Here is a 23967-nt window from a genome sequence, read left to right on the forward strand (position 1 = left end):
TGTATCTCGCGATTGATGGGAATGATGAACTGGTTCACGAAGAATGCGCCGGGTGTGCTGTTGGCGATTCTCTCGGCCTCCTCCACCGACCCCCGAACGCCGTCTTCCTTCGGCGTCAAGACGAGTTCAGCGCCGAGATTCTGTACGACAACCTTCCGCTCGTAACTCGTGTCCTCGTAGATGACGATGACGACGCGATAGCCGCGGGCGGCTCCGGCCGCTGCCAGCCCGATGCCGAGATTGCCACTGCTGGCCGCAACGATCGTGCCGCCTGGCCGCAGCTGCCCGTTGCGCTCGGCGAAATCGATTGCGCCAACTGACAGTCGGTCCTTGACACTGGCCGTGGGATTGAAGTACTCGAGTTTCACGAGTAACTCGGTGCCTTCCCCGGCGAAATGATCGTTCAAGCGCACAAGGGGCGTGTTCCCCACCGTCTGTGTCACATCGGTGAAGATTCGCTTTTGACCGGTTGCCACGTTGTCTCGCATCCGTTTGTTCGTCGTAGTGGAAATCGCCTCGCCAACGCGGATGCGTTGTCTCATGGTGCTATTCAGCCTCTTGAGCGAGCCGTCATGGGAGTAGCGGCTATGGGGCCGTCAGGCAATTTAGCAACGTCTGCTGGACCGCGGAACGGATAAAAACAAGGTGAACCGAACTTGCCCCAGTGACCGGAATCCGGTATGCCCGTCAGAACAGGAACTCGCCGAGGGTGCGGCTCATCCACGCCTGGTCGATGAGAAACGCGTCATGGCCGTGCCCGCTGTGGAGCACCACTGGTTCGTTTCCGCTGACGCTGCCGGGCGAGTGACGTGCTATGAACCGCTGCTGATCCAACGGAAAGAGCCGGTCGGATTCGATGCCGACGACGAGAAGCGGAGCCGCTGACGATTGCAGCGCGCGTTCGGGGCTCCCACGGCCGCGCCCGATATCGTGCGAGCTCTTGGCGCCGCCGAGCGTGATGAAACTGTTCGCGTCGAACGATTCGGCGAATTTCGCTCCGTTCGCATGAAAGTACGACTCGATCGCGTACGGTCCCTCGTCGACATCCTGACGCGCGCGGCCGAAGCGCTCGTTGAACTCGTCGCGAGCGCGGTACTGCAGCATCCCCACCTGCCGGGCAAGTGCGAGGCCTGCCCGCGGTCGGGTGCCGAGTCGGCGGTAGAACCCGTCGTGGAATTCCGGGTCCAGTTTCACGATCTCGGTCTGCAAGGTGTTGGTCGCGAGTTGTTCGGCGGACGTCGCCCAGGGCGCCGCGACTACTGCCACGCGTTCGGCCCTACCCTGTTGTGCCACATGCCATTCGAGAGCGTGCATGCCACCGAATGACACACCCACGACCCCGACCCATGTGGTGATTCCGAGTGTCTCGCCCAGCCGCACCGCCGCCGCCACCTGGTCGCGGATGGTCAGCGGCGGAAACCGGCTAGCCCACTCCTGGCCGTCTGGAGCGAGGCTCGTGGGGCCCGTCGATCCGTAGCAGCCGCCGAGGACATTGGCGGAGATCACGCACAGCCGTTCGGTATCCAGGCCGAGGCCCGGCCCCACCACGCCGGACCACCAGCCCGGATCGTCTGTGACGGTGTCACGGGCGAGGTGACTGTTGGCGGCGAGGCCGTGGAACACCAAGACCGCATTACTCTTATCGTCGGCGAGATTGCCGAACGCCTCGTAGAACAGGCGTACGTCCGGAAGCAGCGCACCGGATTCCAGGACAAGATCGCCGATCGCCGCCCACGCACCGCGAGACCGGAATGTTGCGGTGGCGCCCTGCAGTGCGGGAACGTCATTGGTGCTCCGAACACTCATTGCCGGGGCACTCTCCTCATCAGCGCGGTTGTCGATGTCGCTAGTCCAGCCGCACCGCGACGCCTCGATTGCAGCATCAGGTTGACGCAACGCGAATAGTTTCAATTGCCGTGGTCCGAACCACTTCACGATTACAAGTCCGGATGTGCGTAACAGCGCGGCGGCGAAGACGGTGCCGCCTGCGAACTATTGAGGCATCAAGGAGCTAACGTCGGGATGTGTCTGAGTCGAACGTCGGTGATTTCGAGTTCGAGCGGAAGTTCTACGTCCGCGAGATGCCCGCCGTCACTGCGCTCGATCCACGGCCCATGCTGATCGTGCAGGCCTACCTGTTCGCCGCCGACGGCTACGCGGTCCGCGTCCGGCTGCAGGGCCCCGCTCCCGCCGAACTGAACGCTTCACCCGGCGGTCTCGTCGAGGCAATGGGCCTTCTAGACGCCGACGTGATCGGAACCATGACCGCCAAGGGTCCGGCCGCCGGCGGCACCCGCTACGAAGCCGAACGCGAACTCGACCCGATGGTCGCCGGTCAGATCGTTTCCCGCGCCGAGCATGTCGTGACCAAGATCCGCTACTCGGCCTGGCTGGGCGAGGACGGCTGGATCGTCGATCGGTTCCTGGGCCGCAACGAACCCCTGCTGCTAGCCGAGGTCGAGCGCAACGCCCCGGTGGTCGATCTGATGATCCCCGCGTTCTGCGCCACCGAGGTCTCCGAGGACGACCGGTTCCGCAATGAGTATCTGGCCCATCAGCCGTTCGGCGAGTGGGCCGATAGCTACCGCGATGAGTTGCAGAAGGTCGGACCGCGGTTCGTCGACACCCTCGGCCGTAACGAAGTGGAAGGCACCCAGCCGCAACCGTGACGTGGCCCATCCCGCTGGTTGCCGCGACGCCCGCATGACGACTGTTGGACACTTGTAGAACAACGGTGGCAGTCGTAAGCTCGGCTGGCATGAGGCAGCGGATCCGGTGGCTGGCCGTCCACGGCGTGATTCGGGCGGTGTCCAAGGCGTTCGCGAAGCGCGGCGACCCGCAGGGCAGGCTGATCGCGGACCCGGCCGTGCGGGCCGACCCGGTGGCGTTCACAGAAGAACTGCGCGCCCAGGGCCCGATCGTGCGTTGCCGCGTGCTGTTCATCACCGTGGACCACAAGATCGTGAACGACGTGCTGCGGTCCGACGACTTCCATGTCATCGGAATGGGATCGAACCTGCCCAAGCCGCTGCAGTGGGTGGCCAACCGCACCAAGACCGGGTTACTGCACCCCCTCGAACCGCCGTCGATGCTCTCGGTCGAACCGCCCGACCACACCCGCTACCGAAAGCTCGTATCGTCGGTGTTCACCACCAGAGCGGTTGCGGCGCTTCGTGATCGGGTCAGTGATACCGCAAGCAAGCTGCTCGACAACCTCGGCGACGACCCCGGCACCGTCGACATCGTGCACGAGTACTGCTCCCAGCTTCCCGTCAGCATCATCGGCGACATCCTCGGCGTGCCAGAGGAAGCGCGGCCGCGCATCCTGGAGTTCGGTGAGCTGGCCGCGCCAAGCCTGGACATCGGGCTGACGTGGCCGCAGTACAAGCGGGTGTATCGCGGCATCGAGGGCTTCAACCACTGGCTCTCCAACCACCTGCACGAGCTGCGGCGCAATCCCGGCGACGACCTGATGAGCCAGATCATCAAGGCCAGCGACGCAGGACCCAAGCTCAGCCACGAGGAGCTCTTGGCCACTGCCGGGCTGGTGCTGGCGGCGGGCTTCGAGACCACAGTCAACTTGCTGGGCAACGGAATTCGGCTGCTGCTCGAGAACCCGGAACACCTGGCCACGTTGGCCGAACGCCCCGAGCTGTGGCCGACCACCGTCGAAGAGATCCTGCGGCTGGATTCACCTGTTCAACTGAGCGCACGAATGGCGGGCAAGGACACCGAGATCGCTGGCACCGTCGTGCGACGCGGTGAAGGGATCATCCTCTACTTGGCAGGGGCGAACCGAGACCCCAAGGTCTTCGACGACCCGCACCGGTTCGACATCGAACGCCAGAACGCAGGCAAGCACCTGTCCTTCTCCGGCGGCAGGCACTTCTGCCTTGGCGCCGCGCTGGCACGCGCCGAGGGCGAGGTGGGCTTGCGGACGTTCTTCGAGCGCTACCCCGACGCACGGCTGGCCGGTGACGGCAGCAGGCGCGAAACCCGGGTTCTGCGTGGGTGGTCCTCACTTCCGATTTCGCTTGGCAAGACGCGCACCGCTGTAAGTTCGTGACGTGGATTTCAGAGCGACACTGCTCGACCAGACCAAGGCCTTCGGAGAACTGATCCGCAGCGCAGACCCGTCAACCCCTGTGCCGACATGCCCCGGCTGGACACTAAAGCAATTGTTCCGCCACGTCGGCCGCGGAAACCGGTGGGCCGCACAGATCATCGCCGACCGGCGTACCGACGCGCTCGACCCCCGCGACGTGCGAGACGGCAAGCCACCGGAGGATCCCGACGGCGCGATGGACTGGCTGAACGGCGGCGCCCAGTTGATCATCGATGCCGTCGACCGGGTCGGTTCGGATGCCAGGGTCTGGACCTTCACCGGCCCGCGTCCCGCAGGCTGGTGGATCCGCAGGCGGTTGCACGAAGTCGCGGTGCATGGCGCCGACGCGGCGCTGGCGTTGGGGGTGGACTACGACCCGCCGCCCGAACTGGCCGCCGACGGGATCAGCGAGTGGGTTGAGCTGATGACAGTCCAAGCAAGGCGCGCCGCGCCACCGATAGCCAGCGGCAAGACCCTGCACCTGCACGCCACGGATGGTGCGCTCGGCCCGACCGGCGAATGGACGATCGTCAACGACGAGGACGGCGTCAGCTGGTCCCATGATCACGGTAAAGGCGATGTCGCGTTGCGCGGGCCCGTGAAGGATCTGTTGCTGGCGATTGTCCGCAGGCGCACCGCCGCCGACATCGGTCTCGAAGTGTTCGGCGACGCCTCGGTATGGGACCAATGGCTCGAACGCACCCCGTTCTGAGTGGCGTAACTTTTCGAACATGACCACTTCGGAGATCGCGACCGTCCTCGCCTGGCATGACGCGCTGAATGAGCGGGACCTCGACACGCTGCTTCAGGTTTCCAGCGACGACATCGAGTTCGGTGACGCGAATGGTGCAGGACAGGGACATGACGCCCTGCGAGAGTGGGCGAGCGCGTTGGACACAGCCGCCGCCGTCCCCGGCCGGATCTACGTCCACGACGGTGTGGTGGTCGCTGAGGAGCAGGATGGCAAGGCGACGGCGTTCCGCGTCGTGCGCGACCACGTCACCTCGGTGTTCCGGCACGACGACCTCGCTTCGGCGCTGGCCGCGACCGAGCTGACCGAGAAAGACCTCGCGGGCTGATGAGGGGCATCATTCTGGCGGGCGGATCGGGCACGCGGCTGTACCCGATCACCATGGGTGTCAGCAAGCAGTTGGTGCCGGTCTACGACAAGCCGATGATCTACTACCCGCTGACGACGCTGATGATGGCTGGCATCCGCGACATCCAGGTGATCACCACCGCCGACGACGCGCCCGCGTTCCGCCGATTGCTCGGCGACGGTTCGGCTTTCGGAATCAACCTCAGCTATGCAGTGCAAGACCAGCCCGACGGCCTGGCGCAGGCTTTCGTGATCGGCGCCGAGCACATCGGCAACGACTCGGTGGCATTGGTGTTGGGAGACAACATCTTCTACGGACCCGGGCTCGGCACCAGCCTGCGCCGCTTCCAAAGCATCAGCGGTGGAGCAATTTTCGCGTACTGGGTGGCAAACCCGTCCGCCTATGGCGTCGTCGAGTTCAGCGCCGACGGGACGGCACTGTCGTTGGAGGAAAAGCCGGCAACGCCGAAGTCGAACTATGCCGTGCCGGGGCTGTACTTCTACGACAACGACGTCATAGAAATAGCGCGTTCACTTCGTAAATCGGCGCGCGGCGAATACGAGATCACCGAGATCAACCAGATCTACCTCAACCAGGGCCGGCTATCGGTTGACGTGCTTGCGCGCGGCACGGCATGGCTGGACACCGGCACCTTCGATTCGCTGCTGGACGCCAGCGACTACGTCCGCACCATCGAGCGTCGGCAAGGGTTGAAGATCAGCGTGCCGGAGGAGATCGCCTGGCGGGTCGGCTTCATCGACGACGACCAGTTGGCCGCGCGCGCACAGACCTTGCTCAAGTCGGGCTACGGCGCCTACCTGCTGGAGCTGCTGGAACGCTAGCGGTATCGGCGTGCGGGGTCGCGAGCACCGCCGCGATCCCCGTCGTCAGCGGCACTGACAGCGCCAGCGCGATACCGCCCACCGCCGAGCGCGCGACCTCGATGGCGACACTCTCGCTGGTCAGCACGTCGCCAAGAGAGCGGTTGGCCACACTGAACAACAGCAGCAGCGGCAGGGCACTGCCCGCGTAGGCGAGCACCAGCGTGTAGACCGTGCTGGCGATGTGGTCGCGGCCCACCCGCATGGCGCCGACGAAGATCGCTCGCCGCGAACTGCCCTCGAGTTCGGCCAGCTCGAACACCGTCGACGCCTGCGTAACGGTCACGTCGTTGAGCACGCCGAGCGAGCCGATGATGAACCCCGCCAGCAGCAGGCCGGTGATCGACACACCGCCCAGATAGGTCACGACAGCGTTGGTCTCATCGTCGGACAGGCCGGTAAGGTGTGTCAATTCGATTGCGCCCCACGACAATACAGCTGCGAGCAGCAGAGACGTCAACGTGCCGAGCAGCGCCGCGCTGGTTCGCAGGCTCACGCCGTGCGCCAGGTAGATCACCGCATACAGGATTACCGCCGACGCCACCAACGAAACGGGGATGGCGGCGGCCCCGTCGCGCAGGGCGGGCAGCATGAACACGACCAGAACCCCGAACGCGACGACAATGCCGACCAGCGCCCGTAATCCGCGCCACCCGGCGACCGCGACGACCACCACCGCGAATGCGGCGGCCAGCACGGTCAACGGCCACGTCCGTTCGTAGTCGTAAAAGGAGTAGGTCGTCGTTCCGGTGGGGTCGACCTGGCGGCTGAGCCGGATGTTGTCACCGACCGCGAACTGTGCCTGGCCCGGCCCGCCGCTGGACTCCAGCAGCGTGTTGGCGCCCGCATTCGGGCCGGAGTCGATCGCGATGAGCGTCTGCACGCATTGGGCACCCTCGCCCTGGGTTGGCAGCGGGGCGGCGGTCAGCACCGCGCCCACTGACTGGCTGCCGCAGGTCGCGGCGCTGCTGGACAGTACATGTCCGGCCTCCGTGGTGACGGCGCCGCCTGCGGCGTTCTGGAATGGCAGCGGGATGTCGACCTTCTGCTGACTGGGCCACAGCCATGCGGCGGCGGCCAGGGTGGCGATGCCGATGGCGATCAACAGACCCACCACGATCTTGGCGGCCAGCGGTCCGAGCGGTGCCGGGCCGCTCAATGAGTGCGAGTGGGCATGGGAGTGCGTCACAGCGCCACACGGTACTCACACGGGCAGAGCAGAAGCTGGGCGTGAGTTAGTCGAGTCTCCCCGCCGGCTTGACACCTGGGGTGAGACGCCGTGTCCGGTTGATCAGCCATGCGTGGAATTCATCTGCCGGAAGGGGCGGACAGTGCACATGGCCCTGGGTGATGGTGCAACCGTAACGGCGCAAGACCAGCAGGGTGTCCTCGTCTTCGACGCCTTCGGCGACCAGATCGGCTTCCAGGCTGTGGGCAAGCGCGACGGTCGAGCGCACGATCGCAATGGAACGAGGATCGCGAGCCAGACGCGCGACGAACACCTTGTCGAGCTTGAGTTCGTCGACCGACAGATCCTGAAGGCGAACCAGCGAGGACCAGCCGGCGCCGTAGTCGTCGAGTGAGAGCCGGACGCCCAGCCGCCGCAACGCACCGACGGTATTGCGCGATCGTTGCGAGTCGGTCGTCAGCGTGGATTCGGTGATTTCGAGGATGAGGGCATCGGCAGGCAGTCGGTGGGTCTGCAGCAGTCGGTCGATGGAGTCAACGAGGTCCGCATCGAGCAGGTTGGTGGTCGAGAGGTTCACGGCGACCGTCAGATCGATGCCCTGATCGCGCCAGGACCGAATCTGGGCCAACGCGATCTCCAGCACCCGGGCGGCCACCGGCCGCATCAGGCTGGCCCTTTCGGCGGCAGGCAGAAACTCGGTGGGCAACAGCAGCCCGCGAGTCGGGTGATCCCAACGCACCAGCGCTTCGACGCTGTGTACCCGTTCGTCTTCGGCACTGATCTTGGGTTGGTAATGGCACGTCAACTCTCCGGTGCTGGCCCCGAAGTCGCGAAGTGTGAGTCGTGAGGTGGAGACCGTGGTGCGCAGGTCCTCGATGAGCTGCGTGTCGTTGCTCCTGTGCAGATCCGCGGAGGCGTCGTACACCGCGATTCCGCCCTCGGTGCTCTTTGCATCGGTCATCGTCGTCTCGGCGAGGTTCAGCAACTCCTGTGGTTGAGCGCAGTGGTCTGGGCACAGCGCGATCGCGATATTGACATCGACTTGGACGGTGATCTGATCGAGGGCGAACGGTGCGCGCATCGCATCCATCAACGATCCGGCACGGGCACGCGCAGTCACGAGGTTGACGTCGTCGGCCATCAGGATTCCGAACGCGTCACCACCGGTGCGCACCAACAGATCTGGCGGTCGGACCGCTTGCGATAGCCGGTCCGCGATGCGGCGCAGCAGTTCATCGCCAACACTACGGCCGAGCGAATCGTTGATCTCCCTGAACTGGTGCACGTCCAGCAACAAGAGCCCCAGCCTTGTGGTGGTGGCCCTGTCCCACGCCGGCACGGTTTGCTCGTCGAAAGGTCCTGCGGTTAGCGCAGTGGCCAGCGCCCTCCGGTTGGCCAGCCCGGTCAATTCGTCGGTCATGGCGTGTTCGTGGCTAGCGGCGAGGGCGCTGACGTCGCGGAATGTCACTGCATAACGGGCGGCGACTGCGGCAAGGCTCAGTGCGGCCAGTGTCACCGGGAGGCGCTCACCGTACGCGAAGATCGCGACTCCGATCGCGATGACGCTGCATGCGATCGGTGGGACCAACGAGACCCGGCCGGCCTTCTGGCGGGAGGGGACGGCGGACGGAGGCAGCCAGCTGGCTGCGGCGATCAACAGGAAGGCGGCGGGCCAGCAGGCATCGATCCATGTGCCCTCGAGGTACGAGCCTTTGGCGGCCGCTGTGATGTAGATGGTGTCCGCGACCGCCCACAGCGCGAAGCCGGCAACGAGCAAGCCCCACCGCCATTCGGTGCGCCAGCCCAAGATTGCGAGCGATCCGGACGACAGTGCTAGCAGCAGCAGGTCGCCTGCTGGGTACGCGAGGCCCACCAGCACAGTGGCCCACGACCCGCTGGCTGCCGCGATGATCGGTCCGAATGCGGGCGCCGCGGCAACTGCGGCGACGGTGAGCCCGACCACCAGTGCGTCGAGTCTGATCGCCGCCGGCACATGCCGTAGCCGCGTGCGGAGCAGCAGCAGCAAGCCGGTGTACACGAGTGGATAGAACGCAAGCCACACCGGGTCGGCGACCGATGGCAACTGGCCCTCAGGGACCCAGAGCGCGTACACGATGGTGCCGATCGTCGTCGCGCTCATACCCGCTGCGATGAAAAGCCATCCCCAGCGCTCGGCTTCGACGCGAAGCGCACGGACAGCGACAAGCACGGCCGCCGATAGGTAGAGGGCGATTTCCAGCCAACTGTCGAGCGCCGCGATACGGCCCGGATCCGTTCGGACCACTGTCGAAATCGCAAACACCACAACGCCGATCAGCGCGGCACCGAGCGCCAGCCGGATGCCTGGAGGCGACCATTGTGGCTGCTGCGTGCCAACAGCTTCAGGCGCTGCCCTGGGTAAATCCGCACCATTGGGTGCGGCCGCGGCTGGCAGCGTCGTTGGACCAGCTTTGTCCTCGGGAACTTTTCGCTGCGGAAGTTCGTGCGGGCGTGGCAGATCGGGCACGAAACTGCGCACGCAGCCCCCGCCAGCGCGCTTTGCGGCATACATGGCGAGGTCGCTGTGCCTGAGCAGGTCGTCGACGGTGGCCTCCGGCGTATCCGTCGTGCACAGCGTCAGCCCGACACTGGGACTCACGGCGAGCGCGACGCCGTCGATCACGATCGGCGCGTCGAATGCGCCAAGGATCCGCTCCGCCGCCACCAGGCCGTCGTCGACGGAGCCTTCAATCAGGACCGCAAACTCGTCTCCGCCGAGCCGGGCGACGGTGTCAGTACTTCGCAGACATCCGGTGAGGCGATGTGCGACGCGGATCAGCAGCTCGTCGCCGGCTGGATGCCCCAGCTCATCGTTGACCTTCTTGAAGTTGTCGAGATCTAGACACAACACCGTCAATGGATTGTGTTCGCGTCGCCGTCGCGCGACGGCCATTTCGAGCCGGTCGAGGAAGAGCACCCTGTTCGGCAATCCGGTGAGCTGGTCGCGAAAAGCCAGCCGTGAGACATCGGCCAACAGCCGCCGGTTCTCGACCAGCACCAGGAACTGCCGAGCCAGGACCGCGGCGACGAGAAGGGCACCCGCCGCGGCAAGGCCAACAGATCTCAGCTGTGGCAGCGCCTCAGCCATCCCGACACCGCAGGCAAGCACCAGGGGCAGGTACGGAACCAGCAGCCGCGAGCGAGATGAAATCAACCACATCGTCGGATCGACCGGCCGTTCGCCGATGCTGCGCAGCGCTGCCAAGCCAAGCGCACCGCACCCTGCCATCCACCCCAGGTCGATCACATTGCCGGTGTAATACCCGCCTACCGCCGTCAAGGCGGCGAAGACGCTGTCCGATGCGGCGATCAGCAACAACCCGCCGACCAACAGGGCCATGCTCGGCCGATAGGCGGCGGCTGCGCGAGACCACGCGATCGTGATGATCGCGGCATCGGCGATCGGGTAGGCCAGCGATACCGCGAAAGCGAGTCGCGTTTCACCTCCAGCGTGAAACACGTTGTCCAGCACCGTCACCCACGAGATCAGGAATACCGATACCGCGACGATGGCGCCGTCGAGGAGCAGACGCAACCTGGACTGCCCCATGTCACTGACCGACAACAGCAATACCGCCGCACCCGCGCCGACGGGGAAGAGCAGGTATCCCGCGTCAGCCCACGAGGGCGACGGCGCCTGTTCGTAACGCAGCCATACCTCGTACCAGGCCCAGATGACCTCGCCGACCGCCCAGGCGAGCAGACCGGCCATCATGGCCAGCCACCCCCGCCGCGCGCGGCCACGGGCGGCGCGTGCAGCCCAGCCAGCACACCCGGCCGCGAACAGCACGCCCGTCAACGACGCGACGTCGTCGACCACGCGCGTTATATATGGGCCGCCCCAACTTTGCCAGAGCCAAATGCCGACAAACGCGGTCGTGCTGAGATAAGCGAGGGCTACTGTAGCCAGTCTGCGATTGAGCACCCGTGCGCGCGGGCGGGCACCCGCGGGTATCGGTAGCTCCATCGCCGCTCCATGGTCGTCGCCGTCCCCCGTCCATCACCTCCCTCCCCAAGGAGGACAACCGACCCAGCGTGAGCGGAAACATCACCGCAAACCCACAAAGTTTGCCAGCAAACTGCGGTACATCCGCCTCGGCGGAGGTACAACCGTGCATGCTGCACTTTCTGAGCAACGGATCAAGAAACCGGCTCCGCGTCGGTTATCTGCGTTTCAATGTAACCGTTCGACAGCAAATCTTCTATGAATCTGGTCATACTTAGGAATGGACCGTCGACGCGGGCAGGGGCCCGCCCTGTCTCCAGCAGAGATACTCGAGCGCATGCCGGCGTTGGTCGTACTCGAGCGGATTCCCGTTCCGACACTCGCGATCACCAGCGACGGCTCCATTCTCGTCGCAAACCCCGCGGCCGCCGAGATGCTCGGCTACCCGGAGGAGACATTGCTGTCGATGAAGTTTCACGACATATTCCGCACGCCGATTGCCGGATCGGCCATCGCTGCGCTGCAGGCCCACGCGGGTCAGCTCGTGGAGTTGGCGCATGCGGACGGCTCAATCGTGCGTGCGTATATGAGTGGATCAGCGCTACTGCGCGGCGACGACCCTGCGGCGCTCGCAACGTTTCATGACGTCACCGAGGAGTTGTGGGCGAAGGAGTTCTAGGTCACCGGCCGCGTCGGACGCGACACGTTGCGACTTGCGACGGCCGAGCAACGCCTCACGAACTGAACGAAGTAGGACAGTCGATCAGGGGCCGCAAGTCCCGGCAGCATCAGCGACCAGGCATGCTCGAGACTGGAGAAGAGGTCCGCCGGTGCGTCAAGGTCGCATGTTTGGCGCAGCCCCATGTAGATGGACATCACCAGGCGGCTGACGGCCTTGGGATCGGCGCCCTCGACAATGTCGCCGTCGGTGATGCCTTGGGCCACCATCGCTTCTATTGCCGACGACCAGTCACCGAAAAGTGCCGCTTGCAGACCTCCGCTTCGGCCGATCTGCTCGATCAGGTGCAGCGTGGCGCGGACCTCATCGGACTCGATGTCCAGCGTGGCGATGAAAAAGCCGGTCTCGATGAGTGTCTCCAGTCCGGATAGCCGGCGATCGAGGCGCTTGGTTATCCCTTCGCGCACAATCTGCAGCTGCTCGTCGACGATCGCTACCGCGAGCGCGTTTTTCGACTGAAAGTAGAAGTACAGGCCGCCTTTTGTCAGTCCCGCGCTGGCGGTGATGTCCTCGAGACTGACCATCGTGTACGGCCGCTTGGCGAACTCGCGCGACGCCGCGCGCAGAATCTGCTGACGAGTGCCGTCGGTGCGGCTGCCGGTCGCGTCGGTCACCGGGTGGCACGCCGATCGCTGATCGCAGCCGCCCATTGCGGCACAGCAGGGGTCCACGCCATGCTGGATGACCGTCCTTCAAAGCTGTGCGCCAACCGACTGTCGGATTCGTGATCAGGCGCTCAGGTCACGAAAATCGTGTTCACCATACGACATGCCTCAGACCACTCACTGCTATGACGCCGTGGACTCCGTCCCGCGCAGCGGTTCGCGATCAACAAATTCGCGAAGGTAGCCGATGGAGTGCTCGGCGACAAGAGCCGGTAGCAGAATGCGCCACGTTCGAAGCAGCCGCGCAGGAAGGTCGGCGCCGTACGATGCCTCGAGCGACATCAGTGTCGCGCCGGTGGTCGTGGCCACGAGCGTCTCCGCAGCGACGTCTGGATCGACGTCGTCGCGGAGGTCACCGTCTGCAGCGACGCGTTGCAGCTGAGTCGCGATCGCCGCCAACCAGTCTCTGTTGGCGCGTGCTGACTCGTCGAGCTGGCCGAGCGTGTACGTCAGCCGGCCGGCCTCACGCGCGACCCTGCTATTGGCCATGACATTGGCGACGACGAATGTGCTGTGGATCAGATTCTCGATCGCGGGCGCCGATGATTGGCAGGCTGTCCGGAACGCGGCGAGGAGATCTTGACTACCTCGCTCGATAACCGCGGCCGCCACCGCCTCCTTGGAATCGAAGTGATAGTAGAGAGCGCCTTTGGTGAGTTGCGCGCGTTCAATGATGTCACCCATTCCGGTTGCGGTGTAGCCGATTTCGCCATACAGCTCCAGCGCCGCATCAATGATCTTCTGCCGCGTGGCTTCCGAGCGTGCCTGGCGCGCCATGGCGATCCGACCTCCCGTTGGCCTCTCACACGACGTGCGCGGCTGATCGCGGTCGTCACCCACGTGTGTGACCGGGGGTCAAGGTTAACAGCGAGCGACGAAGGGCACGCGGGCTTGGGCAGTTAGCTGCACGGAGGCGACGGCGTGCGGCGCCACCAAAACCTAGGCAAACGTCTGGTTACAGGTCAGTAATCGCTTGGCGAAGTCGCCCGCGCTCCCCACTCCGTTGCGCACGGAACGAGATGCGGCCCGCGCCCATCAAAACACCGTCAATTTGATTGGTGACCTCACTTCTTTGCCGGATCGCGTTACTGCCCCCAAGCGCCCGTCTGCCATCCGGCGGGGGAGATCCTTGCTATGGGTAGCCTCAGCTTTGCGAAGTGAAGGATGTGTGACCTGCGATTTCACCGTATTACCTGAGGTCCAGAGGTCCTTGCGTTTGCAAATATCGAAGACCCAAAGCTTGTGCAAGGGTTGCTAAACAGCCGAATGGTCTTAAACTTCTCGACCATGGAGGGAATCGGTACGCAGACTCTGGACGCGGTTAGATCAACGATGAACGTTGCTAGATCTGCAGAGAAACGCGCAAACCGGTCGCAGCGGCGGCCCGTAGCGATGAACGAACATGAAATTTGCCGTCCCCCCATCGACCGCTCAAGGTCGCTAACCCCGGCGATGGCCGCCGGCAGTCAAGTGCAAACAAACACGGACTCTTCAAAAGAGATTGGAGTCGGGTAGATGGCCGGTCTAGTTCTTTCGAACGGAAGCGGTGCCGAGGCGTTGGCGGTTCCATCACATGGGCCGCACCACGGTTCGGTGGCCACCAAACACCACCCACCGACCGTCAGCCTTGTCATCCCGGCACGCAATGAAGCGCGCAACATCGCCTGGGTGCTGGAGCAGGTCGCCGATGACGTCAACGAGATCATCCTCGTCGACGGCGACTCGACCGACGCGACGCTGATCACAGCGCGCAGCCTGCGGCCAGATATCAAGGTGGTTCGTCAGACGGGCGTCGGCAAGGGCTCCGCGCTTCGGACGGGATTTCTGGCCGCGACCGGCGACATCATCGTGATGATGGACGCCGACGGCAGCATGGCGCCCCAGGAGATACGGCACTACCTGCACTTCCTTGCCAACGGATACGACTTCGTCAAGGGGTCCCGATTCATCGGCGGCGGCGGTTCCCTGGACATCACCCGGTTCAGGCGACTCGGAAACCGTTTCCTGCTGGCAGTCTTCAACTCCTTGTACGGATCTGACCTCACGGATCTGTGCTACGGATTCTGCGCCTTTCATCGCCGCTACCTCGACCACCTCGAGCTCACGGCGACCGGCTTTGAAATCGAAGCAGAGATGACCGTTCGCGCGATCCAGGCCGGGCTACGAGTCGCCGAAGTCCCCAGCCTCGAGCTGCCCCGCCGCGCAGGAAAATCCAACCTGCGTGCAATCCGTGACGGCAGGCGGGTCCTGAGCACGGTACTGCGTGGCCGCCGCCGCGGCGAACCGTCGCGAGTACTACCGCCGTCGATCAACACCCGTAGCGGAAAGGAGTGAACCGATGGCGTTCGTCATCTCCACCCAGTCGAAAATCAGTGACGCGGAACGACGTTCACGGATCTACGCGGGCGAAGTGTTCTGTATGTCCCCCCGCGATACGGTGGCCGACTTCGCGGAGTTCGCATGGCAGATGATTGTCGAGGCTTTCAGTGGCCTCGACCCGCTCATAGCCCACGAAGAGCTTCCGGTCGAGGAGTATGTCGAGATCCTCGCCCCGCTGAAGACCCAATTCACGCACAGCTCGGCTTCAAAGGAGTTGTTGCGCCACATCTTGACCGATCTGGGCGCAGACGTGACGCGCACGTACTTCGATGTCCCCAAGCTGCGCGTGGTTCCGCCGGCGTCCTACCTCAATGCGGGATTGGGCTACAACTACACGCCACATCGGGATGTTTGGTACTCCGCGCCACAGTCCCAGAACAACTGGTGGGTACCGGTTCGCGGAGTCACCGCGAATAGCTGCATGGCGTTTCACCCGGAGTTCTGGCAGCAGCCGACAAAGAACACCAGCCGCAAATTCGACGCGTATGAATGGAACCGGACCTCACGGCGGGACGCGGCGCAGTACACCAAGGACGATCCTCGACCACACCCCCGGCTGAGCAACGGACGCGGACCGGGCCGTGAGGTCCGAATTGTCAGCGAAGTGGCGTCGATTCTGTCGTTCTCCGCCGCGCAGCTACACGCCACCGTGCCGAACACCACGCGCGAGGCCCGGTTCAGTTTCGACTTCCGCACAGTGAACATCGATGATCTCGCCGCCAAACGCGGTCCAGAGAACGTTGATTCGGACTCGACCGGCACTTCGTTGCGCGACTTTCGGCGTACCGACAACCTGGATCCGCTTCCCGAGCACGTGATCAAGCAATACGACCACGACGGCAGCGCCGACGGCGTGCTCGTTTTCGACCCATCGGTGTTGAACTTCGGAGCGGATCGGCGATGAGAGTTCTCGTTACGGGACATCTGGGCTACCTCGGCGTGGAGATGACGCCTGTGCTCCAGCGCCTCGGCCACGAGGTGGTCGGGTTGGACACGAACTTTTTCGCAGGATGCGACTTTTCGACAACGCCGGAACCACTGCCCGCGTTGGATGTCGACCTGCGGGACGTCACGCCCGCGCATCTGGTTGGCTTTGATGCCGTCGTGCATCTGGCGGCATTGTCGAATGATCCGCTGTCGGATCTCAATCCCGGACTGACCTACGACATCAACCTGCATGCGTCAGTGCGGCTCGCCGAGGCGGCCAAGGCCGCGGGCGTCAGCCGCTTCATCTACTCGTCATCGTGCAGCCTCTACGGCCAAGGTGGCGACACCGAGCTCGACGAGCAGGCGCCCTTGCGCCCCGTGACTCCGTATGGGCGAACGAAAGTTCTTGTGGAGAAGCAAGTCTCAGAGCTGGCCGACAGTGACTTCTCGCCAGTGTTTTTGCGCAACGCCACGGTGTACGGGCTTTCCCGGCGGCTGCGCGCTGACATCGTCGTGAACAACCTTGTCGGTTATGCCGCAACCACCGGAACGCTGATTCTGCAGAGCGACGGCACCCCGTGGCGGCCCCTTGTGCATATTCTCGACGTCGCGCAGGCCTTCGCAAGAGCTCTCGACGCGCCGACGCGATCCATCCACAACCAGGCGTTCAACGTCGGGCGGATCGGCGAGAACTATCAGGTCCGCGCCATCGCAGCCACTGTCGGCGAAGTCGTCAACAGATGCGATGTGCAGTACGGCGCGGGCGCCACGGCGGATGCCCGCGACTACCGGGTCGACTTCGGCAAGATCGAAAGCGAACTTCCCGGGTATCGACCAGAGTGGACGCTTCGCCGCGGGATCGAACAACTCTGGGCGGCGTTCGCTGGTGGCGGGCTGTCACGTGCCGCGTTCGAAGCGCCCACTTTCTACCGGCTCCGTACCATTCGACAACGCCTCGACGATGGCGAGCTCGACGGCGACCTGCGCTGGATCCGTTCTCCGCGGGATGTGTCGATGGGCCAGAGGCAGCCCGCATGAACGACCGAATTCCGATCGCGGGTCCATCGGTCACTGATCTCGAGATACGCTACGTCGCCGAAGCCGCCCGCGAAGACTGGTATGGCAACGCAGGCAGATCGGTCGGGTTGTTCGAATCCGAGTTCGCGGAATACCTTGGCAGCACCTTCGCCGCTGCAGTGCCGCACGGTACCTCCGCGTTGCATCTGGCGATGGCCGCACTCGACGTCGGACCCGGTGACGAAGTCATCGTGCCGGAGTCGACATGGGTGGCGACCGCGGCGCCCATCAAGTACCTCGGGGCCATCCCGGTGTTCGCCGATATCGACGCCAAGACCTGGTGCATGTCGGCCGAATCGCTTGAGAAACGGATCAGTTCGCGCACCAAGGCCATTGTCACCGTCGATCTCTACGGCGGACTGCCCGATATGGAAGCCATCGATCTCATCGCCGACGGGATCCCGGTGATCGAAGACGCCGCGCAAGCCGTTGGCGCGAAGATGTTCGATCGCCCGGCCGGAACATTGGGCGACATCGGCACTTTCAGCTTCCACGGCACAAAGACAATGACCACCGGTGAGGGCGGGATGGTCGTGACGAGTCGCCCCGACCTCGCCGAGAGAACCGCACGACTGCGCGACCACGGACGTACCTCAGCGGACCTCAAATTCTTTGTCACCAGCGAGATCGCATACAAGTACCGGATGAGTAGCTTGCAGGCGGCATTCGGCAGGGCGCAGTTGGCTCGCATCGATGAGCTCGTCGGCAAGAAGCAGCAGATTTTCCAGTGGTATGAGGACCGGCTCGGCGACATACCCGGCGTCGGACTGAACCCCCGCCAGCCCGGCGTCACGAGCACATTCTGGATGACCACCGTCGTCCTCGACCGGACCTATGGCCTGTCCACCCGTGAGCTGATGGGACTGTTCGACGAACACGGCGTGGATACCCGGCCATTCTTGCCACCGCTGAGCTCACTGCCTGCGTTCGCCGAATTCGGCGAATCCGTGCGCGCAGCAGCGCAAAACGTGGTCGCGTACGACCTCGCGCAGCGGTCGATCAATCTGCCGTCTGCACTCAGCCTTACCGAAGCACAAGTCAGCCGGGTATGTGACCTGCTGCGAATGTTCCTGCTCAGCAAGGAGTCCCGATGAAGGCTGTCATTCTCGCAGGCGGACGTGGAACCCGGATAAGCGAAGAGTCGCAGACGCGGCCGAAGCCGATGGTCGAAATCGGCGGACGCCCGGTCCTCTGGCACATCATGAAGATCTACTCTGCGGCCGGCATCACGGATTTCATTGTGCTGCTTGGCTACAAGGGCTACATGATCAAAGAGTATTTCGCCAACTACTTCCTGCACATGTCGGATGTCACGATCGACTTGGCATCGGACACCATCAACACCCTGCAATCGAAAACCGAACCATGGACCGTCACACTGCTCGAAACGGGTGCGGACACGATGACCGGCGGACGACTGCTGCGGGCCAGGGAGCACATCGGTGACGACGTGTTCACGTTCACCTACGGTGACGGCGTCACCGACTTGGATGTCCGCAATGTCATCGACTTTCACCGGACCACGGGATCCATCGCGACCGTGACCGCGGTCCAGCCACCTGGCCGATACGGCACTCTCCAGTTCGACGAGGACCGGGTGCAGTTCCAGGAGAAGCCGCAAGGCGAAAGCGGCTGGGTGAACGGCGGTTTCTTCGTCGCGTCGCCATCGATCCTCGACTACATCGACGGCGACGAGACCGTGTTCGAGCAGGCGCCGCTGCAGCGGCTGGCCTCAGACGGTGAACTAACCGCCTATCAGCACCACGGTTTCTGGCGGGGAATGGACACCATGTGGGACAAGATTTATCTCAATGAGCTGTGGGAAAACAATAAGGCGCCGTGGCGCACCTGGCCTTCCGAAATCGTATAGGGGTTAGTAATGGACTCGTTGTGCCGTCAATGCAGCACGCCCCTGCGACAGTCTTTCTGCGATTTGGGAATGACGCCGCTGGCAAATTCGTACCTGACCGAAGCCGACCTGAATCGTCGCGAGGTCTTTTATCCACTCCATGCCTATGTGTGCTTGAACTGCTTCCTGGTCCAGCTTGCCGAGTTTGAATCCCCTGAGGCTATCTTCGGCGATTATCTCTATTTCTCTTCGTATTCGCAGAGCTGGCTGGATCACGCGCGCACCTATGTTGAAGACGTCATCGACCGCTTCCAGCTCGATGGCGACAGCCAGGTGATAGAGATCGCGAGCAACGACGGCTATCTGCTGCAGTATTTCAACGATGCAGGCATTCCCAGTATGGGTATCGAGCCCGCGAAAAACGTTGCCGCCGCTGCTCGTGACCGCGGCATAAAAACCATGGTGGCGTTCTTTGGAACATCCTTGGCGAAGGAACTCGTCAATGAGGAAATTCGTGCCGACCTGCTGATCGGCAACAATGTTCTCGCGCACGTCCCTGACCTCAACGACTTCGTCAAGGGGATGTCGATTGTGGTGGCGCCCGACGGCTTGATGACCCTGGAATTCCCGCATCTGCTCGAATTGATCGAATTCAACCAGTTCGACACGATATATCACGAGCATTTCTCCTACTTTTCCTTGACGACAGTTGCCCGCCTGTTCGCGGACCATGGCCTTCGCGTGTTTGACGTAGAACAACTTTCGACGCATGGCGGGTCATTGCGGATCTACGCGTGCCACGCCGACTACGCGGGGCACCCGACAACGCGCAGGGTTTCGGAGTTGATACAGATCGAACGCGCAAGCGGGCTCGACCGACTGGAAGGCTATGTGGCTTACCCCGAACGGGTGAAGCGCGTAAAGCGTGCGCTCGTAACGTTTCTCATCGACGCACATGACCATGGTCGCTCCGCCGTCGCATACGGTGCACCGGCCAAGGGGAACACGCTGCTCAACTACTGCGGTATCGGAACCGACCTACTGCAGTACACCGTCGATCGAAGCCCCCACAAGCAGGGCCGGTTCCTGCCGGGCACCCATCTGCCGATCTTCGCTCCCGACCACATTCGCCAAACGCGGCCCGACTACTTGGTGATCCTCCCGTGGAACCTGCGGGACGAAATTGTCGAGGAGATGTCCTACATTCGCGAGTGGGGAGGGAAGTTCGTCATCCCGATCCCTGAGCTTGCCGTCGTGGAGTGAACGGTTCGCAATGAGGGACTGCTACGACATCTCGGTGGTGATGGCGTGTTACACGGAAGAACGCATCGGCAGCATCGAGGCGGCGCTCAATTCGCTGAAATCCCAGACGCTGCAACCCCGCAGCGTGATCGTCGCCGTCGACAACAACGAGACGCTGGCCGACGACCTGCGGAGTCGGTTCGACTGGATCACTGTCATCCTTCACCGCGGTGAACCCGGCGCGTCGGCCACACGCAACCGGGGCGTGGAGATTGTCGAAACGACCTACACGGCATTCATCGACGATGACGAGGAGGCGGATCCGAACTGGTTGTTCGAGCTGACCCAGCCGTTCTCCGGTCCAGAGGTCATCGGTACCGGCGGCAAGTACGAGGCCACCTGGCTCGGCGGAAAGCCCTCGTGGTTTCCCGACGAGTTCGCGTGGACCGTCGGGGCGGCTTATGAAGGACTCCCAACGACGACGTCGAAAATTCGCAATGTCTGGTCCGGCAACATGGCCGTTCGGACGTCGCCATTCCGGCAGGTCGGCGGGTTTGACAGCGGGTTCGGCAAACGTGGATCGGTATCGCGGCCTGAGGACACCGACCTTTGCATCCGGCTGGCATCGACGACCGGAGGGCAGTGGATGTACGTGCCGTCTGCCGTCATCTATCACGATGTGCCACCAGCACGAACATCGTTGCGGTTCTTCATCTCTCGCTGCTATTCGGAGGGATTGGGAAAGGCGCAGATGCGGAAGATGCTTGCTGTCGCGTCGGTCCTCGACGCCGAGCGTGACCACGCAGAGAGAATCGTGCGTGCGGTGGTGCGCCGGCTTGGCTCGCTTCGGCCGGCGCACGGCATGCAGGGCATGGTGATGCTGCTCGGCCTTGCCAGCGCGGGATGCGGGTACCTTGTTGGGCACGTCGTGACGAGGTCGACATGACCGCGCCGTTCGGCGGCTACAAGCGTCTTTACCGCGACGCCGGTTCGATCGCCACGTCATCAGCCGCCAATGTGGTGCTGGGCGTGGCATTTTGGGTGCTCGCGGCGAAGCTGTTCGCGCCCGAGCAGCTCGGAGTCATGACGGCTGTGCTTGCGGTGATCGTCGCCGTCGGGCTCGTCATCGGCTCAGGCATCGGCAATGCCTACACAGCGCTGCTGCCTGCCGCCGGCTCGGCGACTGCGCCCCTGTATCGGCACGGCCAACGGGTGTTCTACGTCTCGGCCGGAATCTCTGGCGTCGTGGCCGCTTTCGGAACAACCGTATTCCTCGATGAGGTTCGTGGGTCAATCACCGTCGGTGTGCTGGTGGCAGTGGGCGTTGTGGCATGGTCGGCGTTCGTACTGCAGAACTCGACGCTTGCGGCGCTGTGCAGGGCGGGCTGGCTGCCGCCGGCGAACGTGGCAGCGAGCTTGGGCAAGATCGTGCTGCTGCCCGTGTTGGTCGTCGCTGCTGGATGGCACAGCCTCGAATTGGCAACTGTGGTGTCTGCGGGCGTCGTGGTGCTTGTCCTGGCCCCGATGATTCGGCGGAGCCTCATCGCCGACGACCTGCCGACCACTCGGCTGCCAGCACCACGATCGTTCGGGGAGTTCAATCGGCTCGTCGTCAGCTCGGTGGCATCGGTTGGGTTGAGTCTCGGCGTTCTGCTGTTGTCCCCCTTCCTCGTCACCGCGTTCGGTGGACCGAGTCAGGGCGCGCTGTTTGCGCTGTCTCTGTCGGTCGTCCAGGCGCTGGACTTGATCGGCGCCGCGATGGGGGTATCCCTCGTCGTACACGCATCTGGCGCATCAGTGCACACGTGGGCGGTGGCCCGACCGGTCCTCATCAGGACCGCGGCCTTGGTGACGGCCGCGGCCGCTCTGATAGCAGTGGCCGCCCCGATCGCACTGACGCTGCTCAATCCCGAGTACGGCGCGATGGGGGCATCCGGCGTCATTGCATTGTTGTGCGCAGGCTCCGTCGTGCGGGTGCTGTACATGGTGTGGGCCGCGATGCAGTTGGCGCGGCGAAATATGAAGGCGCTGTTGGCCTTGAACGTCGTCACCGCGACGCTCTTTTTTGCCCTCATTCCCGCCATGGCCGGCAGTTATGGCGCGCTCGGCGGGGCGTTCGCATTGCTCGTCGCACAGTCCGTGCTCAGTGCCGGTGCGGCTGCACACATCATCGTCACCCGCCGGCGTGCGGGGGACCGGGGGAAAGTCGAGAACGAGATGGCCAAACATCGTCGACTGGAACAGGGTGGCATACCGTGGCGAGACGCGGTCTGGGTCGGCCAGGTGGATGAAGCCGACGTAGCCGGTGATCGTCTGATCCTGCACGGCGGCAGCGGTTTTCGCCGCGCCCGGTTGTTGGTCTGGAGCAAGGACCAGGTGCGCGGTTCTGCCGAGCTCGCCGTCGACGACGGCGCGGTGGATGTAGGTGAGCTTCTTACCGCAATGGCCGCGTTGCCCGGAGCCGCTGACGAGCCGGAGGTCGATCTGCCGCCGATCTCAGTGGTGCTGTGCACGAAGGATCGGCCCCTTCAACTACGTGACGCCTTGGAGGGCCTGATCGCCCTTGACTATCCGACCTTCGAGATCCTCGTTGTCGACAACAATCCGGGCAGTGGCCTGACCCGACCGATCGTCGATGCGTTTCCCTCGGGAACGGTTCGACGGGTGGACGCGCCTGCCGCAGGCCTGTCGATCGCCCGCAACGCGGGCGTCAAGAACGCCAGGTACGACATAGTGGCGTTCACCGACGACGACGTGATCGTCGACCATCGGTGGTTGAGGGGACTGGCTGTGGGCTTCGCGCGGTCTGACCGCGTGTCTTGTGTGTGCGGCATGGTCCCGAGCGCCGAGGTGTTGACGCCCGCGCAATCGTACTTCGATCGCCGCGTCGGCTGGGCAGGCGATTGTGAGCCTGCGATCTACAGCCTTGCCGACCCGCCAAAGGACGATCCGTTGTTCCCATTGAGGGTCGCCGATTACGGAACGGGCGCGAACTTCGCTGTTCGCAAGGACGTCGTCATCGATCTCGGTGGGTTCGACGAGGGGCTTGGGGTCGGATCACCGGCCGGTGGCGGCGAGGACATCGACATGTTCGTCCGCATCGTGATGGCAGGTCATGAACTGGCCAGGGAACCCTCCGCCGTCGTCTGGCACCGGCATCGACGCAGCGTGGACGAGCTGAATGTGCAGATATACAACTACGGGCTCGGCCTCGGCGCCTGGATATTCAAACTACTGCTGCGCCCGAAGACGCTGGCAATGGTTATCAGCCGCTCCGTCAAGGGGATCCGTCACCTGCGAGCGATCACGGTGGTGGACTCCGATCCTGACGATCATTCTGGCGCGTCGCTGGATGGGCTGAATCGTCGTGAGCTCAGCGGCGTACTGCACGGGCCATGGTCTCTGCTGCGCAGTCGCATGTCCGGCCGAATGGCCACGCCGCTGCGCCGCCCGGCGACACTGGGCGAACCTCGACACCGGCTTCGAGCGGCGGGACTGTCGATAACGGCTGTCGTCATCGGCCTGATAGGTGCGCTCGGTGCAGCGCAGACACTACCGAGGCCCTTGCAGGCGTTGGTGATTGGCGCATTCGTGCTCGTCGGCCCTGGCAGCCTACTGCTGTCCTGGTACACGCAGCTGCCCAGCTATGCCCTCGCCGCGCTCGTACCAGTCGTCAGTCTGGCGATATGCCTGCTCACCGTTGCGACACTGCTCATGCTGGGTGTCTACAGTCCGGGCTGGGTTCTGACTGGTTTGGCAACGGCGACGGCGCTGGGCGGTCTGCTACGTATGCGCCCGCTGGCTCGCATCGAAAGCGCGGCGGCCTGAC

Annotated in this window: 20 protein-coding genes; 14 read left to right on the plus strand and 6 right to left on the minus strand. The window is 63.8% G+C overall.

Annotated elements, in window-relative coordinates:
* The coding region (locus VFH65_RS15810) for a pyridoxal-phosphate dependent enzyme (RefSeq protein ID WP_353322683.1) at positions 1-476 on the minus strand (476 nt) is incomplete at its 3' end.
* A gap of 211 nt (positions 477-687) precedes the next feature.
* On the minus strand, positions 688-1806 hold the full coding sequence (gene metX, locus VFH65_RS15815; RefSeq protein WP_353322684.1) for a homoserine O-acetyltransferase MetX: 1119 nt from the start codon (positions 1804-1806) through the stop codon (positions 688-690).
* A 218-nt stretch (positions 1807-2024) separates the two neighbouring features.
* Here metX and VFH65_RS15820 point away from each other — a divergent pair, with 218 nt between their 5' ends.
* From VFH65_RS15820 to rfbA, 5 genes are all read left to right on the plus strand, one after another.
* Positions 2025-2669, plus strand: coding sequence for a hypothetical protein (locus tag VFH65_RS15820; protein WP_353322686.1), 645 nt, complete (start codon positions 2025-2027; stop codon positions 2667-2669).
* Between the two features lie 89 nt (positions 2670-2758).
* Positions 2759-4066: a cytochrome P450 gene (locus tag VFH65_RS15825; RefSeq protein WP_353322688.1), complete on the plus strand. Its 1308-nt coding sequence runs from the start codon at positions 2759-2761 to the stop codon at positions 4064-4066.
* Between the two features lies 1 nt (position 4067).
* Positions 4068-4817, plus strand: a complete 750-nt coding sequence (locus VFH65_RS15830; RefSeq protein WP_353322689.1) for a maleylpyruvate isomerase family mycothiol-dependent enzyme — start codon at positions 4068-4070, stop codon at positions 4815-4817.
* Between the two features lie 19 nt (positions 4818-4836).
* Positions 4837-5184, plus strand: coding sequence for a nuclear transport factor 2 family protein (locus VFH65_RS15835; protein WP_353322691.1), 348 nt, complete (start codon positions 4837-4839; stop codon positions 5182-5184).
* The gene (gene rfbA, locus VFH65_RS15840; protein ID WP_353322693.1) at positions 5184-6047 is read left to right on the plus strand and encodes a glucose-1-phosphate thymidylyltransferase RfbA; all 864 of its coding nucleotides are present in this window, start codon (positions 5184-5186) and stop codon (positions 6045-6047) included. The genes VFH65_RS15835 and rfbA overlap by 1 nt, the downstream gene beginning before the upstream one ends.
* Here the strand turns inward: rfbA and VFH65_RS15845 are convergent.
* Both VFH65_RS15845 and VFH65_RS15850 read right to left on the minus strand, forming a co-directional pair.
* Entirely contained in the window at positions 6001-7275 is a 1275-nt protein-coding gene (locus tag VFH65_RS15845) for a YibE/F family protein (protein WP_353322694.1), read from the minus strand. The genes rfbA and VFH65_RS15845 overlap by 47 nt on opposite strands.
* A gap of 46 nt (positions 7276-7321) precedes the next feature.
* The gene (locus tag VFH65_RS15850) at positions 7322-11281 is read right to left on the minus strand and encodes a diguanylate cyclase domain-containing protein (protein WP_414688433.1); all 3960 of its coding nucleotides are present in this window, start codon (positions 11279-11281) and stop codon (positions 7322-7324) included.
* A 259-nt stretch (positions 11282-11540) separates the two neighbouring features.
* On the opposite strand from VFH65_RS15850, the gene VFH65_RS15855 reads away from it, so the two are divergent.
* Entirely contained in the window at positions 11541-11939 is a 399-nt protein-coding gene (locus VFH65_RS15855; protein ID WP_353322696.1) for a PAS domain-containing protein, read from the plus strand.
* Here the strand turns inward: VFH65_RS15855 and VFH65_RS15860 are convergent.
* Both VFH65_RS15860 and VFH65_RS15865 read right to left on the minus strand, forming a co-directional pair.
* Positions 11936-12613, minus strand: a complete 678-nt coding sequence (locus VFH65_RS15860) for a TetR/AcrR family transcriptional regulator (RefSeq protein WP_353322697.1) — start codon at positions 12611-12613, stop codon at positions 11936-11938. The genes VFH65_RS15855 and VFH65_RS15860 overlap by 4 nt on opposite strands.
* A gap of 174 nt (positions 12614-12787) precedes the next feature.
* Complete coding sequence (locus VFH65_RS15865) at positions 12788-13441, minus strand: TetR/AcrR family transcriptional regulator (protein WP_353322698.1); 654 nt, start codon at positions 13439-13441, stop codon at positions 12788-12790.
* 738 nt (positions 13442-14179) lie between these two features.
* Between VFH65_RS15865 and VFH65_RS15870 the strand changes: the two genes are divergently transcribed.
* Genes VFH65_RS15870 through VFH65_RS15905 form a run of 8 tightly spaced genes read left to right on the plus strand, consistent with a single transcriptional unit; the run spans position 14180 to position 23966 of the window.
* Positions 14180-14998: a glycosyltransferase family 2 protein gene (locus tag VFH65_RS15870; RefSeq protein ID WP_353322699.1), complete on the plus strand. Its 819-nt coding sequence runs from the start codon at positions 14180-14182 to the stop codon at positions 14996-14998.
* A 4-nt stretch (positions 14999-15002) separates the two neighbouring features.
* A complete protein-coding gene (locus tag VFH65_RS15875; RefSeq protein ID WP_353322701.1) occupies positions 15003-15947 on the plus strand; it encodes a hypothetical protein in 945 nt (314 codons plus the stop codon).
* Positions 15944-17008 carry an NAD-dependent epimerase/dehydratase family protein gene (locus tag VFH65_RS15880; RefSeq protein WP_353322702.1) on the plus strand — a complete coding sequence of 355 codons (1065 nt, stop codon included), beginning with the start codon at positions 15944-15946 and terminating at the stop codon, positions 17006-17008. Before VFH65_RS15875 ends, VFH65_RS15880 begins: the two co-directional genes overlap by 4 nt.
* Complete coding sequence (locus VFH65_RS15885) at positions 17005-18141, plus strand: DegT/DnrJ/EryC1/StrS family aminotransferase (protein WP_353322704.1); 1137 nt, start codon at positions 17005-17007, stop codon at positions 18139-18141. Before VFH65_RS15880 ends, VFH65_RS15885 begins: the two co-directional genes overlap by 4 nt.
* Complete coding sequence (gene rfbF / locus VFH65_RS15890) at positions 18138-18917, plus strand: glucose-1-phosphate cytidylyltransferase (protein ID WP_353322706.1); 780 nt, start codon at positions 18138-18140, stop codon at positions 18915-18917. The genes VFH65_RS15885 and rfbF overlap by 4 nt, the downstream gene beginning before the upstream one ends.
* A gap of 9 nt (positions 18918-18926) precedes the next feature.
* Positions 18927-20159 carry a class I SAM-dependent methyltransferase gene (locus VFH65_RS15895; RefSeq protein ID WP_353322708.1) on the plus strand — a complete coding sequence of 411 codons (1233 nt, stop codon included), beginning with the start codon at positions 18927-18929 and terminating at the stop codon, positions 20157-20159.
* Positions 20160-20169: 10 nt separating this feature from the next.
* Positions 20170-21084, plus strand: coding sequence for a glycosyltransferase family 2 protein (locus VFH65_RS15900; protein WP_353322710.1), 915 nt, complete (start codon positions 20170-20172; stop codon positions 21082-21084).
* Positions 21081-23966 (plus strand): glycosyltransferase, encoded by a 2886-nt coding sequence (locus VFH65_RS15905; protein ID WP_353322711.1) that lies wholly within the window; start codon positions 21081-21083, stop codon positions 23964-23966. The genes VFH65_RS15900 and VFH65_RS15905 overlap by 4 nt, the downstream gene beginning before the upstream one ends.
* The last annotated feature ends 1 nt before the right edge of the window (position 23967 follow it).

Source organism: Mycobacterium sp., assembly GCF_035697385.1.
Classification (GTDB): Bacteria; Actinomycetota; Actinomycetes; order Mycobacteriales; family Mycobacteriaceae; genus Mycobacterium.